The following is a 14,898-nucleotide window of genomic DNA, read 5'->3' as shown; positions in this document are numbered from 1 at the left end:
GAACTGCTCTATCCTTACCAGCTCTCGCCTGACTGATTCAGAGCGTGTATTCAGCATAGCCGGTAGTTGAAGATGAAATTCGTTACTCTTCGTCCAAATAGAAAATCAACCGATGCTGGATCTACTTCTCTTTGGCCCATCGCTGACGTGCATCAAGCGCTGGTTGTTGGAATTTGAGCGTCCATTCGGGAACGTCTTCGATATCCCAGTACTGGAGATCCGTCCCCTCTCTCGACAATTGTAGTGTCCCGCCGATCTTTTCACAGAGATACAGCAGAAGAACGTGGCCGTGTGGATTGAGCGCATTGGGTTCCATGGGGTAGGCGTCAACCACTTCGACAGTCTCTACATCGAGCCCGGTTTCCTCGCATGTCTCGCGTACCGCAGTTTCGGCTGGTCCTTCAAACGGTTCGACCGCACCACCGGGGATATCCCACGTCCCCTTCACGGGTTCGTCAGGGCGCTCCATCAGCAACATCCGTCCTTCCTCGTCGAAGATCGCTGCCTTGACGCCGATGTTCGGAGTGACATATCCGAGATTGCAGGTGAGACGCTCATGAGCCTCTTCTGTGGGTACCTCCAACGTTTCATCGTACTGTTGAGCGACGAGTTTGAGAATGCGCTCATACCGCTCTTTATCATACGGATGGTCGTTGCGCTCCGCCCAGAACAGGCCAGCCTGAGCCAGAACACGGAGCTCGTCAAGCAATCGAAGAACGTCCATATCCTTGATCTACTCGGGTGTGGGCCAAAATGCTTGCTGCATACAAAGGGTGTATTCAGCAAGCGGCCAGTATCATCTCAAGCCCTTGGTGCTGGTGATCCCAGCGCTCATTCAGTACAGAGCAATAGTCCGCAGTCGAGAGAGTTAATTAGGTCATTCTCCGACCGCGCCGGTCATCTCTTAAATGAGCGCCCGTAGCATACCGTGTGACTGCTGGTTCATCACTCGATAAGGATCTCAGCGATGAGACCATCGTTGAGATGATCCACTTCCTCAGGCCGTTATGGAACGTAGAGGCTATTGCCCGTGTCGCAAGCGGCACCGACCTTGTGGCCAGCGTGGACGTTCAAGCATCGAACGGGCCACTGACAACGGTCCTCAAAGTAACGACGGCCGATCATGTAGCTCCCGAAACAGCCCGCGCTGAACCACGCATCCTCTCGTTCGTCGGCAGAGAGACTTCGATACCAGTCCCAACAGTGTACGGGTATTGTGATGAACACGCGGAGTATCCCACGCCATTTTATCTGATGAGTCACGTTCAGGGTGCAAACTACGAGGGGCGGGTTCGCAGCCTCTCAAAGACCGCACGCACAGAGGTTCTTCACGAGGCAGGGCAGAATCTCGCAAAGCTCCATATGCTTGGACCGCTTCACAAAACCGGCAGGATCGGCGTCGTCGACGGCGAACTCACTGTACTGGACACCGCTGAATTTCCTGCCTATGACTCGTTCCACGAGTGGCTGCTCGCTTCCTACGAAGACAATGTAGATACCCTCGCTTCAGGAGGATACTTTCCGGATCTTGCTGACGACAAGGCGCGGTTCGCTGACCTCGTCCCGAGCCTTCAACAGTATCTCAGAGAGACGGTCCCGGAACTCCCGACATCCCAGCCATCGACATACTGTCATAATGATTATTGATGTGGAAATCTCCTCGTAGAGTCGGCGACCGGTCACGCACAGGCAGTCCTTGATTGGGGCATCTTCTCGGCTGGTGCTCCCGCATACAATCTCGCGAACACGGAATCACTTCTCCTTACGCTGGATGTTGATCCCGCAGACCGGACGGAGGAGCTACGTCAAACGTTCCGATCTGGCTATAGCGAGATGCGTCCAGAATGGTCGTTTGATAACACTACTCACAAACGAATGGATGTCTATCGGGTCGCATGTCGCATCGATGCGATGGCGTGCCTGCCGCTCTGGTACCGCGACGCCAGTCCCTCGGAGCGTGACGAACGTGCGGCTGAACACCGAGCGTTCGTCTCGCAGTATATTTGAGCGACCTGAATGGCCTCATAGTGTAGCTTTATCTGCGCTGAATATGCGCCGTGTAGTCAGCATGTCGTCCAGAGTTACTATATCCCTACCAGCTCTCGTCTGGCCAACTCTGAGATGGGTTCAGCGAAGCACAATGCGCGGACCTGACCCTTTCCGTCCCGAAGTTTGTCCTCACAGTTCGGATAGACGCACACCGTGTAGCTCTGGCGGAGCGAACACGCGTGCGTACTGATCGGTGACTTCGCCTCCACAGTTTTGACACTCTTGCATCGATCATGACTGCCGTTCAGGACGTAGAATAGGAATCCCCTGACTGACCAAGTGCTCTAATATGACGATCCGAGGGTTGAATTCAATGATCGAAATATGAGAGAATCGAGGGGAGTAGAGTCATAGACAGCTATTACTTAGCGAGAGCGGCTGAACGCTCTACTCAGCTACACAATACCCCATCACTGATTTGACTGACTGAGACCGTGATCAGCAAAGGGAAGCAAGATTGTGTCCTCTTGCGCTGTGACGGCTCTGCTCGAATGGAGGGTCATCGTGGGAATCTTGCTATTTGTGGGGTTGGGCTGACGAACTAAGATAGCATGAGTGCTCAACCTGAACGGGTAAGCAAAACTGCGAGAAACTTCTGTTGATGCCCTCTCACCAGCAACGGGAAAGCAGCAGAACAGATAACGATCGGCTACTGATGTGTGAGAACTGTGGAACCATTCTCGCAGGCCAGTGGACGAATCGTGACCGCCTCGTTCCATTGGGTCAACGCACCTGCCGCACCTGTAGACAGGAAAAATTCAGGCAGGTGTCCTTTCCAGATCTCAAACCGAGCCAAAGAACAAGCGAGTAGGTAGACCCCTCACTATGGTCGAAGTATTTGCTGAACGGATCCCATTGATCACTTCGTCGTCCCTTGGTTTCCCTACCTAAGAGATGTAGCGAGTTTCGACCGACGGTGCATAGTCTCACACTTCTCTTGAACTGCTCGACAGACCCAACATGAGTATGATAGTTGTAGAAGGTATCTCGATCCAATCAATGATTACGTAGACCGAAGAGCATTGTCTTGTCTACATACCAGATCTCGCCATTGAACCAGTCGCTGTACAATTGCTCCTCTATCCAGTAAGAAGGATTGTTGCTATCGTCACACTGAGAGGAAGACACATTCCTCGTCGACGCACGTCCGTACGAGATGGTTCACCATCCAAGCTCCAACAACGAGTGGGCGGATCGCCACCGGAAGGCGCTGACCACCCGCCATACCCACGAGGATGTACTGAATGACCGCAAATTTGAACTCCTGCTCGAAGCGTGTACCGCACTTCCGGATCCGCAGGGATTCGAAGCGCGACTCGTCTGTCTCGTCGGTGGTCGACTCGGCCTCCGTGCAGGGGAGATAGCCCACTTCCAGATCTCATGGATCGATTGGGACCGCAAGCTCATCCGGATTCCACAGCATGAGCCGTGTGGCTGTGGTTACTGTCGACGTCAGACTCGACAGGAAGCAAGGCACAACAATCACCTCAGCGTCGCCAGTGCCCTCGCTTCACGCTGGCATCCGAAAACGGTCTCCTCGGCCCGGTCGATTCCATTCGACCTATCGCTTCGTATCGAGTTGTGCATCGAGCGATTTGCTGATCGCTACGATGGGTTTCCACGGTCACGGGTGACCGTCAATCGGCGGGTCGAAGAAGCTGCCAAGGAGGCCGACCTCACCGGACGAATCTCTATCCCCACTGTTTCCGGGCGACAGCGGCCAGCTACCACGCGTATAAAGGCGTAGCACCGGTTCCTTTGCAGGCTCTCATGGGGTGGAGCGATCTCGCGACGGCTCAGAAGTACATCCGGATATCTGGAACCGCTACTGCCGACGCACTCCGACAAGTTCACCACCGGTAGCTTCTCGTCTTTCTTGGCAATACACCCAGTACTATGGAGAGAGCAGATTTGGCAAGACAAATGTCGTTCTATTCTGCCTTGATTGAGGTTTGGTTCGTGAGGAACGTTTGAATTGTGCTGTTGAAGAACTCGAGGTTATCCCAGGGAGAAGCATGGCCTGCGTCAGGGACTTCCTGGACGGTCGAATTGGGAATTTGTACGGATAGTGTCGGGGCGTGGCGATTGATTATGGAGGTTTCGTGCTCGCCGTAGAGGATGAGTGTCGGGACGGAGATCGTGGTCTGATCGCGCTCTAGTTTGCGTCCGAACCACAACATGAGGCTTTTCGCACGGTTGTAACCTATAAGGCGAATGAGTCCTGCCATAGTGCGCCGTGGATGAAGACGATAGGTGGGCCGTTTCCGCTCACCCCGTAGTAGGTCTCAATATCGTCCGTCTGAATAGTGGGCATCTACCTACCCATACGGTACTACGCGAGATGAAATTGCCGTAGGAACCAGCCGGTTGCAGGTCAAGACCTCGCTAACCTGATCTTGCAGGGTAGATCTCGGCATTGAGCGCGGACGATGTGCCGCATACGCGCGCTCTATTCAGCATGGGAGCCGGAACATATCGCTATTTGAGGTTTTTAGCGAGTGCTTTCGGTCGGCTTTCGGGGTGGATGGCCGGCGAGTCGTCACGATTTTGTTCCGAGCGCCACTCGCTTCGAGCGAACGCTCACGTGAACTCGATACAGCACACACGGAACGAACGGAGTCGGGCCACTCGGCGGCGCTTTCTCTCGCTGACGGCGGCCGGCGCGCTCGCGGGCGTTGCCACCGCCGGACGCGGGCGCGCACAGGAGACCCGCACCATCGAACTCGGCGGGAAGATCGCCGGCTGGCAGGGCCGCGCGCCGGAGTCCATTGCCGGCGAGGAGAACCCGACGCTCGATCTCGAAACCGGCGTCGACTATCGCATCACGTGGACGAACCTCGACGGGATGGGCCACAACTTCGCGCTGGTCGACGGGAACGGTGCGGTCGTCGAGCGCACCGAGGTGATGAGCGAGCAGGGGGCGACCCAAACCCTCGAATTCACCGCGCGCGAGGCAATGGCCGAGTACATCTGCGAGCCACACCGTTCCTCGATGCGCGGAAGCGTGCGCTTCGGGTCGGATGGGTCCGCGAGCGCGACGACGACCAACTCATCCGAGAGCGCCGTGCCGACCGGCCCGACGATCGGTCTCGAACGGGTCGTGGGCGGATTCGAAGTGCCGACGGATATGGCACTCCTTCCGGGTGAGAACCGACGAGTCGTGGTCGACCTCCCCGGCGTCGCCTATCTCAACGAGGGAACGGAACTCCGCGAGGAACCGTTCCTCGACGTACGCGACCGCCTCGCCGAACTCACCGGCGAGCGCGGCCTGCTCGGTCTCGCGCCCCATCCGAACTTCGCCAAAAATCGCAGGTTCTACGTGCGCTACAGCGCCCCGCTCGCCGACGACGCCCCCGACGAGTTCTCACACACCGAGATTCTCGCCGAGTTCGAGGCGACCCCGGACGGAACGAGCGCACGGCCCGACTCCGAGCGGATCTTGCTCGAAGTAGACGAACCCCGGAAGGTCCACAACGGCGGCGCGGTCGCGTTCGGGCCGGATGGGTATCTCTACGCCTCCTACGGCGACGGCGGCGGACCACGGGATGCAGGGGCGGGCCACGCCGACGACTGGTACGAGCGCAATCGTGGCGGCAACGGGCAGGACGTCACCGAGAACCTCTTGGGATCGATCCTGCGCATCGACGTCGATAGCCGCGACGGCGACAAGGCCTACGGCATCCCCGACGACAATCCCCTGGTAGGGAAGGAGGGGTTGGACGAACACTACGCGTGGGGCTTTCGCAATCCGTGGCGGATGGGATTCTCCGACGGGGAACTCTACGTCGCCGACGTCGGCCAGAACCGCTACGAGGAAATCGACCGCGTGGTGAAGGGCGGCAACTACGGCTGGAACGTCCGCGAGGGCACCCATTGTTACGGGACCGAGAGCCTGAGCGACATGCCGAAGAACTGTCCGAGTCGAACCCCGACGGACGTGCGCGGCGGCGAACCGCTCAGAGAGCCGGTCGTCGAGTATCCCCACGCCCGCGACGGCGAGACCATCGGCATCTCGGTCATCGGCGGCTATCTCTACGACGGCTCGATCGACGCCCTCGACGGGAAGTTCGTCTTCGGCGACTACAGCAAAGAGGGCGAACCGCGCGCATCGCTGTTCGCGGCCACCCCCACCAGGAAGGGACTGTGGGAGTTCGAGCAGTTACAGGTTGAGGGCGCGGAGGGCGGTGTGGTCGAGGGCTACCTCATCGCCATCGCCCGCGACGCCGACGGCGAACTGTACGCCCTGACCTCCGCCGGCGACCTCGGCGGGTCGGTGAACCGCATCACCGCCACGGGGACAACGGGAACGGCAACCGCCGGGACAACGAACGCGACCGCCACCGAGGCCACGGCGATGACCGGGCCACGGACCGAAGCGGCCACAGCGAACGATGACGCGACCGGGACGACTGCCACGGGCGAAACGACGACGAGCGGCGCGGCGACCGCGCCGGAAGCCACCGCGAACGAATCGGGTGGCGCAAACGGGACCGCAGCATCGAGCGAAACGGGCGGAACCGAAACGAGTGGCGACGGGGCGGGCTTTGGCGTGCTCGCCGCGCTCGCCGGTATCGGTGGGCTGGCGGCGCGCCGTCTCCGGCGCTGAGAGCCGGAATTTCAGTCCTTTCGGAGATTTGTGAGGACTTCGGCTTCGAGGGCGTCGCGCACGTCGAGGGCCGCCTCCTCGCGGTCGAGGGTGATGTGGTGGACGCGCCCGCCGAGCATCGTCGCCAGAATCAGCACCGCCATCCGCTCGGCGTCGACCTCGTGGAAGACGTCCTGCTCGATGCCATCGTCGATGACGGTCGTGAGAAGCTCCCGGAGGAGGTCGTGGTTCGCCGTGAGCTGTTCGCGGAAGGCGGCATTGTGCGGAGCCTGTGCGCGCAGTTCGAGCAACGCCGTGTGGAACTCGCGGTTCTCCTCGCTTCCATCGCCGAGACCGAGGAGGAGTTCGTCGATGAGCGCGTCGAGGCGTGCGTCCGGATCGTCGTCGTCGACGTCGAGCCGACCCGTGAACCGATCGAGGAGGTGTTCGAGGAAGGCCGCGAGCAGTTGGTCTTTCGTGTCGTAGTGGTAGTGCAAGACGGCCTTGGTCTTCTCGAACTCGTCGGCGATGGCCTGCATCGTCAGGTTGGCGTAGCCGTGCTTGCAGAGCGCGCGATAGGTCGCTTCCATGATCTCCTCGCGCGTGTCGGTCGGCTGTTCGGCACCTGACGAACTCATTTCTACCCACTTCGGCGGCGAGCAGTTATATTCTGTCGCTTGCGTCAGGAGTCGTCGCGGCGCGTCTCGACCGCACCGACCAGCAGCGCGTCCTCGACGAGCGCGCCGGTCGCCCGGCGCAGCCGTTCGGAGAGCGCCTGATGGGAGATCTCCAGTCTGTCGGCGAGGTCGCTTTGGTCGGTCCGACGGGGAACCTCGTAGTAGCCCGCTTCGAGCGCGGTTTCGAGCGCCTCGAACTGGGCTTCGGTGAGACCGTAGCGACCGGCGGGTTCGCCTTCGAGTTGCCGGATGGCTCGCACCTCGAAGGTCAGCCCGTTGTCCTCGGCGAACCGAACCGTCTTCGAGAGCGAGTCGCGGTCGGGGTAGAGCACGCGGAGGTACCACCGGCCGTCCGTCCCGTAGGCGTCGGTGATGGTCGCCTCGGAGTTCGTCAGCATCTGGAGCACCATCTCGACCTCGGAGACCCACTGCATGCGGTAGAGCTGTTCGTCGTCGAATGCCGACAGCAGTTCGAGTTCCTCGACGCTCGGATCCCGCCCGAAGGCTTCCTCGACGGCGTCGGCCGGGGCGTTGCGGATCCACATCAGTGGCATGGCCGCCTCGTCGCCGCTCTGGACGATGCGCTCGACCTCGAACTCGACGTCGGGGAGCGAACTGAGTGCTTCGTACAGCGCGAACTCGTCGGCCGGAATTTCCCCCCGGACGATGCAGGCGTTGGGCATACCCGTCGTTCACACCGGTTCGGCAAAACTCTCCCGACACGCTGGCCGAGTGCCGATGACGGTGGCGATGGTGCTAGCCCATCAAGGGATTCGATTGGGAGCCATCAGACGACGAGGAGGACAGCGGCGTAGACCGCTGCTCCGGCGGCGAACGCCACGAAACGGCTCTCGCGTTCCTCGGGGAGTTCTTCCTTGATGACGTTCAGAATGACGCCACCACCGAGAAATGCATTGACGACGGCGAGCAGCGCCCGGTCGACGCTGACGACGGTCCCGACCAGCGCTCCGCCGAGGACGGCACCGGCGAGCACCCACCGCCCGATTCGATGGTATCGTGCCTCGTCGTCCCGACGGAACCCGGCGTCGTTCACGACGAAGTGAAACCCCATCGCAACCGCGAACAGGACCGCCGCCAGAGCGGTCTCGCGCTCGTAGAGCGAGTAGCCCACGAGCGCGTTGTAGAGGGCGAACGAGCCGACGTGAATCCAGAACACGCCATCGCCCGATACGCCGTCGGGCGCTGTCTCGTCGCCCGCTCGTGCCCGCGTGACGAACCGCTCCAACCCATAGAAGACGACGAAGCCGACGAGGGCGACGAGATAGACGTGGTATTCGAGAAACGACGGAAGGGCCTCGCGGACCGGTGCTATCTCCCGGCCGCCGGCTTCGAGTTCCGGCAGGAGGTGGACGAACACGTACGCGATGGACGTCCCGCCGGCGAAGGAGAGCCAGCCGCTCCGCGGAATCCGCCCGGTCAGTCCCACCCGACCGGCACCGAGGTGAACCATCACGAGAGCAACCGCCAGCCCGACGACGAGTACCGGCGACGTCTCGCCGTCGACAGACACCGCGAGAGCCGTCCCTCCGACCATCGAGCGCGTTTCGAGTGGGCCCGTTGATATACTGTCGGTCGATAATCGCCTCGATCAGCACACCGGAGGGCGAAGCGATATGGTCGTGCTCGCCCCGTCCCCGATATGAGCCGAATGGAATCGCTCACCCGCACGGATGCGGTCGAGCGGCTGCTCGTCCGCCGCACGGCGGCGCTCGATGCACTTTCGACCGAGGACGTGATCATCGACGCGCTCGCCGGGCGCACGCTCGCCACGGACGTGCGCGCGCCCGAGGACGTACCGCCGCACGACTACGCGACGATGGACGGCTTCGCCGTCGCAACCGACGACGAATCGCCGGCGGTGGTCCGTGAAGTGTTTCCCGAGGACGCTCCCCCCGAACTCGATGCCGGCGAGGCCGCGCGGATCGCCACCGGTGCACCGCTGCCCGCCCGGACCGATGCGGTGCTGAAACGCGAGGACGCCACCGTGGAGAACGATCACGTGTCGGGACCGGAACTCGCGCCGGGAACGAACGTCTCGCCGCGTGGCGGCACGGCACGGGCGGGCGAGGTGCTGTTCGAGGCCGGGACGCGACTCGCGCCTCGGCACGCGGCGCTGTTGTGCGACGTCGGCATCGATCAGGTAAACGTCCACGAGCGGTTTTCGGTGGCTATCGTGGCGACCGGCACCGAGATTCACGAGGGTCGCCAGCCCGATCGCGATTCGGCGTTTCTGGCCGGACTCGTCCGGGAGTGGGGCCACGAGCCGACCGTCCTCGAAAGCGTGCCCGACGATTCCGAGACTGTGCGCCACGCCATCGAGAGCGCCGCCGAGGACTACGACGTAGTGCTCACGACCGGCGGCACGAGCGTCGGCAGCGCCGACCACGTCGCCACGGTGCTCGGCGCACACGACCCCCTCTTCGAGAGCGTGCGCCTCCGCCCCGGGCGACCCGTAATGGCGGCGGTCGTCGACGGCGCGCTCGCCATCGGCTTTCCGGGCAAGCCCCTCGCGGCTCACACCGCCGCCGTGCTCGTCGCCCGTCCGTTCTTCACCGGCGAGCAGCGGCTTCCCTCCATCGCCGCAGCGCTCTCCCACCGCGTCGAACTCCCTGACGACGGCCTCGAATACGCGGTGCCGGTCGTCCTCGACGACGATGTGGCCGTTCCGCTGGGTCACGCCGAGTCGGCGCTCCGGATCTACGACGAACGGTTCGCGCCCGGTCTCGTCTCCGCGAACACGCGCGTCACGACGGCCGATGGTATCGTCCTCGCCGAGCACTCGCTCGACGCCGGTGAGTCGGTGAAAGTCGTTCCCTATCGGGTGCTCGAATGAGCGAGGCGTTGCGCCACATCGACGAAAGTACAGTCAGGGAGGCGCTTTCGGAGCGCTCGGGATGCGATTCGACTGTGCTCGGCGTGTTGCTCGCGGCGGGCGGGAGCACGCGCTTCGGCGAGCGAAACAAACTCCTCGCCGAGATCGACGGCGCGCCGCTCGTCCGGCGCGCCGCCCGCACGCTGCGTGACTCACGAGTGTCGGGCATCGTCGCCGTGCTCGGCCACCAGTCGAGCGCCGTCCGCGACGCGCTCGCCGACCTCGACGTCGAGTTCGTCGAGAACGATGCCTACGAACGGGGATTGTCGACATCGGTCGAGCGCGGTGCGCGTGCGGCCGCCGGGAGCGGTGTGGACGCGGCAGTCTTCCTTCCCGGCGACATGCCGTTCGTCGACAGCGCGACCGTCGACCTGCTCGTCGGTACCTTTCAGGGGGGCGTGGCCGACGCCGTGGCTCCCGTTTTCGAGGGCCAGCGCGGCAACCCTGTCCTATTCGGGGCGAGACATTTCGACGCGCTCCGCTCGGTCGATGGCGACGTCGGCGGGCGGAGAATCCTCCTCGACAGCGACGGTGCGCTGCTCGAAACCGACGACGCGGGGACAGTCACGGACATCGACACGCGCGAGGATCTCGAACGCACTCGGCGGGAGTGAGTTCGAGAGTCAGTGCACTTCGCTCGCGAGCAGGTGGACGTCCGCCGCGTCGATACGCAACCGAACGGTGCCGTCGGGTGGGTCGCGACCATCGGTTTTGACCAGTAGCGACTGGCCGTTCCACGAGCAGTGTGCCCGGTAGGCGTCGCCGAGGAACTCGCGGTGTTCGACGGTTGCCGTCAGCGTCGTCCCGCTTTCGTGCGATTCATTCGTCGGTCGAGAATCGTCGTTTTCCTCGCCGAAGGCAATCACCTCGGGGCGCACACAGAGCGTCACCGACTGGCCGACGGCGAGCGACGCCGTTTCGGGAAGCGCGATGGCGACGCCCTCGACAGTCGCACGCGGTGGGGTCGCCGACGTCACCTCGCCATCGAGGAGGTTGTTCTCGCCAACGAACGCCGCGACAAACCGGGAACTCGGGTTTCGATAGACGGTTTCGGGGGTGGCGACCTGTTCGATGGTTCCATCGTCGACGACGGCAACACGGTCGCTGATGGCGAGCGCCTCGCTCTGGTCGTGGGTGACGTAGATCGTCGTGATTTCCAGTTCCTGCTGGATCTCACGGATGGTCACTCGGAGGCGTTCGCGGAGGCGTGCGTCGAGCGCCGACAGCGGTTCGTCGAGCAGGAGGACATCGGGACCGGGAGCCAGCGCCCGCGCGAGCGCGATGCGTTGCTGTTGACCACCCGAAAGTTGTGTCGGCTCGCGCTCGCCCATCCCCTCCATATCGACCAGCGCGAGCAGTTCGTCGACCCGTTCACGGTTCGAGAGATTGTCGGGTGAGTCGCGGAAGCGAAGCCCGTAGGCGACGTTCTCGCGGACGGTCATGTGAGGGAACAGGGCGTAGTGTTGGAAGACGACGCCGACGTCGCGCTGTTCGGGCGCGAGGTCCGTGACTCGCTCGCCGTCGATGTGGATCTCGCCGGCGGTCGGCGTCTCGAAGCCAGCGACGGCTCGGAGCGTGGTGGTCTTCCCACAGCCAGAGGGACCGACGAGCGTGAAGAACTCGCCCTCGGCGACCGCTATCGAGACGTCGTCGAGCGCGGTGACGCCGCCGAATTCCACAGTAATATTTTCGAGTTCGACGCCGGACGGTGCTGTGGTTCCGGTGTCGGTCACGGCTCCCACCGCCCGCCGAGGCGCTCGATGACCAGAAAGCTCGCGGCCGTCACCAGCAAGAGAACTGTGCCCATCGCGGTCGCCGGGCCGAGGCTCGGCCCGAGCGAGCGATTCCCGATATACCGTTCGAGCGCGACCGGCATCGTGTAGCTCTCGACGCCCTCGGCGAGTAAGACCGTCGTGTCGAACTCGCCGATCGAGATGGCGAAGGCGAACGCACCGCCGGCGAGCACCGCCGTCCACACGAGGGGGAGTTCGATATCGAGCAGGGCACGGAACCGGCTCGCACCGAGCGAGCGCGCCGAGTCCACGAGCTGGGAATCGACACTGGAGAGCGCCGGGGCGACGTTTCGCGTCACGAACGGGTAGGCCGCGACCGCGTGGGCTAGCACGATGGCGAGCGCGCCGCCGGCGGTGAACCGATAGCCCAGTATCGTGGTGCCGAAGACGAGCGTCTGGAGCAGTCCCAGCCCGACGACGACGCCGCTGACGGCGAGCGGCGCGCTCATCAGCGTCTCGGCCACCCGCGAGCCAGTTCCGCCCCGTGCCGCCATCACCGAGACGACGACGCCCATCGGCACCGCGAGCACGAGGGTTCCGACGCCGAAGGCGAGCGAGTTCACGATCGCCGGCAGGGGTTTCGTCGTGCCGGCGGCCGTCGTCGCCTGCTGGTTGAGGAGGAACTCGTAGTACGCACTCGTCAACCCGCCGGGACCGGTGACGCTCTCGATGACCATGCTCGCAAGCGGGCCGACGAACAGCACGAGCACCCCGACTCCGTAGAGTGCGAGACCCAGCCGAACCGGGTCGCGGAGGGTGGCCCAGCCCAGCGAGAGCGGTCGGCGCGCGAGTGCGATGGCGCTGCTCGCGGCCGTCTGTCGGGCCTCGTAGCGGAGATACAGGTAGGTGAGCGCGAGCGACAGCACCGTCTCGATGGTCCCGAGGGTCGCAGCCTCGGCGAGTTCGAGGTCCTGTACGCGGGCGTAGAGCCAGACCTCGACGGTCGCAAGCCGAAGTCCCCCAAGGGCCAGCACGATGGGGAAGGACAGAAAAGTAAAGATGAACGTGAGCAGTGCGGCGGTCAGCAGCGCGGGAACGAGGTGGGGAACTACCACGTCACGAAACGCACGGAACGGACCGGCACCGAGCGCGCGGGCGGTCTCGACGCGCCGGGCATCGACGCTCTCCCACGCAGTCGTCACCAGCCGCGTCACGAGCGGCGCGTTGTAGAAGGCGTGGGCGAGCACGATGATTTCGAGCGTGAACAGCACGTTCACCTGCCCGAGACCGAGCGCTCCAAGGACATCGTTGAGCAGGCCGTTCTGGCCGAACATGGCGAGGAAGCCGACCGCGACCATGATGGACGGCAGCACGAAGGGGAGAATGGTTAGCGAGCGCAGCGTCTGTCGGCCGCGGAACTCGAAGCGCGCGAGCAGGTACGCGCCCGGCAACCCGATGAGAACGCTCGCCAGCGTCGAGAGGAATGCCTGATAGGCGGTGAACCCGAACAAGCCGAACCCGACGGATGGGAATCCGGCTCGAATCCACTCGCTCACGCCGGCCGGCACCGAAAGCGGCGCGGTGAACAGCGAGTGGGCAGCGCCAATGTAGAAGGGATCACCCAGAACGTCGAGCAGCGGGGCGGCCGTCAGCGAACCGGCCCGGACGACCGCCTCGCGCAGCACGCTCAAAACGGGATAGTAGAAGACGACCGCCAGCACCCCCACAGTCAGTGCGAACGCAGCCGGCAAAACGAGCCGTTCAGCCCAGCGCCGGGTGTTCACGCGCTTGCGACCAGCCGCGACCATTCCTCGACCCACGTCTCGACGTTGCCCGCGAGTTCGTCGTAGGAGTGCGTGACCGCCTCGGGTGGTTCCTTGGCGTACTTCGCGAACTCCTCGCTTGGCGTGACACCCCGCACAGCGGGAAACTGCACGTTCTTGACGGCGATCTTCGACTGGGCTTTCTCGGTGAGCACGAACTCCATGAACCGCCGGGCGAGCCGTGGGTTCTCGGCGTCGGCAAAGAGCGCCATCGTCTCAGGGTTGGCGTAGCCCTGCCCGTTGAGGAAGCCGATCCGATGTTTCGCCATGTCGACGTCCGGGCCGTGGTAGTACACCTGATCGGTCGAGTACGAGACGACCATCGGGGCCTCGCCGTTCGAGTACGCCTGATAGGCCGGCTCCCAGTCCGTGAGCACCTTGACGCCGTTGTCGAGCAGTTGCTTCCAGTAGTCGAGGTAGTGCTTCTCGCCCTGCGTGATGATCGACCAGAGCAAGAATGCGCGCCCGGGGTCCGATTGTTGGGCGTTTTCGGTGATGAGTTTGTTCTCGTAGCGCGATTCGAGGAGCGAATCGAACGTTTTCGGCCCCTCGACCGCGTTTTCGTCATAGACCAGCGAGATGTAGCCCGTGTCGTAGGGCACGGCACGCTCCTGCGGGTCGATGCGCAGCGCCTCTTTGACCCTCTCGGCACCGTCGAGACGCTTTCCGACCGACCGGAAGAGCGGTTCGTCGAGCGTCTTCCGCGCGCGAACGAGTTCGGCCGTGTTCAAGCCCACATAGAGGTCGGCGTCGATCGGTGCGCCCTGCGCGGCGCGCTGGACGTACTGGTTGACGCCGTTTTCGGGGGTGACGAACTCGACGGTCGTTCCCGAAAACTCCCGTTCGAAGGCGGCTTTGAGCCAGTTTCCGGCCGTCCCCTCGCCCGTGAACGACGAGTAGGTGGCGACCCGCAACGTGCCGCTCGGCGACGGAGTTCCGGTGGTCGCCGTGCTATCGCTTGCCGACCCGTCGGTGGTTCCAGAACCGCCGGCTCCGGAGCCATCGTTCCCGCTATCGGTGCCCGTACAGCCCGCGAGCAGCGCCACTCCAGCGACCCCGGCGCTCGTCCGCTGGAGGAACCCTCGCCGTTTCATTACCGAGTGATTTCACCGAGTGGCAATTAAAACTGTCGTCACGG

At 63.0% G+C, this 14,898-nt stretch carries 12 protein-coding genes; 4 read left to right on the top strand and 8 right to left on the bottom strand.

The features are described 5' to 3' along the window. Positions 1-121: 121 nt before the first annotated feature. On the bottom strand, positions 122-724 hold the full coding sequence (locus ACP97_RS06435; protein WP_079977571.1) for an NUDIX hydrolase N-terminal domain-containing protein: 603 nt from the start codon (positions 722-724) through the stop codon (positions 122-124). Between the two features lie 206 nt (positions 725-930). On the opposite strand from ACP97_RS06435, the gene ACP97_RS20760 reads away from it, so the two are divergent. Continuing rightward, complete coding sequence (locus ACP97_RS20760) at positions 931-1,647, top strand: phosphotransferase family protein (RefSeq protein WP_237561111.1); 717 nt, start codon at positions 931-933, stop codon at positions 1,645-1,647. 531 nt (positions 1,648-2,178) lie between these two features. Here the strand turns inward: ACP97_RS20760 and ACP97_RS21400 are convergent. Next, positions 2,179-2,277 (bottom strand): DUF7563 family protein, encoded by a 99-nt coding sequence (locus ACP97_RS21400; RefSeq protein WP_449404918.1) that lies wholly within the window; start codon positions 2,275-2,277, stop codon positions 2,179-2,181. A gap of 2,356 nt (positions 2,278-4,633) precedes the next feature. Between ACP97_RS21400 and ACP97_RS06415 the strand changes: the two genes are divergently transcribed. Beyond that, a complete protein-coding gene (locus ACP97_RS06415; protein WP_049997036.1) occupies positions 4,634-6,655 on the top strand; it encodes a PQQ-dependent sugar dehydrogenase in 2,022 nt (673 codons plus the stop codon). An 11-nt stretch (positions 6,656-6,666) separates the two neighbouring features. On the opposite strand, the gene ACP97_RS06410 is transcribed toward ACP97_RS06415, so the two are convergent. From ACP97_RS06410 to ACP97_RS06400, 3 genes are all read right to left on the bottom strand, one after another. After that, entirely contained in the window at positions 6,667-7,272 is a 606-nt protein-coding gene (locus ACP97_RS06410; protein WP_049997015.1) for a TetR/AcrR family transcriptional regulator, read from the bottom strand. Positions 7,273-7,316: 44 nt separating this feature from the next. Beyond that, positions 7,317-7,994, bottom strand: coding sequence for a helix-turn-helix domain-containing protein (locus tag ACP97_RS06405; protein WP_049997014.1), 678 nt, complete (start codon positions 7,992-7,994; stop codon positions 7,317-7,319). A gap of 104 nt (positions 7,995-8,098) precedes the next feature. Beyond that, on the bottom strand, positions 8,099-8,866 hold the full coding sequence (locus ACP97_RS06400; RefSeq protein ID WP_237561110.1) for a hypothetical protein: 768 nt from the start codon (positions 8,864-8,866) through the stop codon (positions 8,099-8,101). A 105-nt stretch (positions 8,867-8,971) separates the two neighbouring features. On the opposite strand from ACP97_RS06400, the gene ACP97_RS06395 reads away from it, so the two are divergent. After that, positions 8,972-10,165: a molybdopterin molybdotransferase MoeA gene (locus tag ACP97_RS06395; RefSeq protein WP_049997013.1), complete on the top strand. Its 1,194-nt coding sequence runs from the start codon at positions 8,972-8,974 to the stop codon at positions 10,163-10,165. Continuing rightward, a complete protein-coding gene (locus tag ACP97_RS06390; RefSeq protein ID WP_049997012.1) occupies positions 10,162-10,818 on the top strand; it encodes a nucleotidyltransferase family protein in 657 nt (218 codons plus the stop codon). Before ACP97_RS06395 ends, ACP97_RS06390 begins: the two co-directional genes overlap by 4 nt. A gap of 9 nt (positions 10,819-10,827) precedes the next feature. On the opposite strand, the gene ACP97_RS06385 is transcribed toward ACP97_RS06390, so the two are convergent. Genes ACP97_RS06385 through ACP97_RS06375 form a run of 3 tightly spaced genes read right to left on the bottom strand, consistent with a single transcriptional unit; the run spans position 10,828 to position 14,854 of the window. Further along, the gene (locus ACP97_RS06385) at positions 10,828-11,946 is read right to left on the bottom strand and encodes an ABC transporter ATP-binding protein (protein ID WP_049997011.1); all 1,119 of its coding nucleotides are present in this window, start codon (positions 11,944-11,946) and stop codon (positions 10,828-10,830) included. Continuing rightward, complete coding sequence (locus ACP97_RS06380; RefSeq protein ID WP_049997010.1) at positions 11,934-13,745, bottom strand: ABC transporter permease; 1,812 nt, start codon at positions 13,743-13,745, stop codon at positions 11,934-11,936. Before ACP97_RS06380 ends, ACP97_RS06385 begins: the two co-directional genes overlap by 13 nt. Next, positions 13,718-14,854, bottom strand: coding sequence for a thiamine ABC transporter substrate-binding protein (locus tag ACP97_RS06375; RefSeq protein ID WP_049997009.1), 1,137 nt, complete (start codon positions 14,852-14,854; stop codon positions 13,718-13,720). The genes ACP97_RS06380 and ACP97_RS06375 overlap by 28 nt, the downstream gene beginning before the upstream one ends. Positions 14,855-14,898: the final 44 nt, after the last annotated feature.

Origin of the sequence: Halococcus sediminicola, from assembly GCF_000755245.1 — an archaeon.
Classification (GTDB): domain Archaea; phylum Halobacteriota; class Halobacteria; order Halobacteriales; family Halococcaceae; genus Halococcus; species Halococcus sediminicola.
The sequence above is the reverse complement of the archived record's forward strand: the minus strand, read 5'-3'. Positions and strand labels throughout refer to the sequence as shown.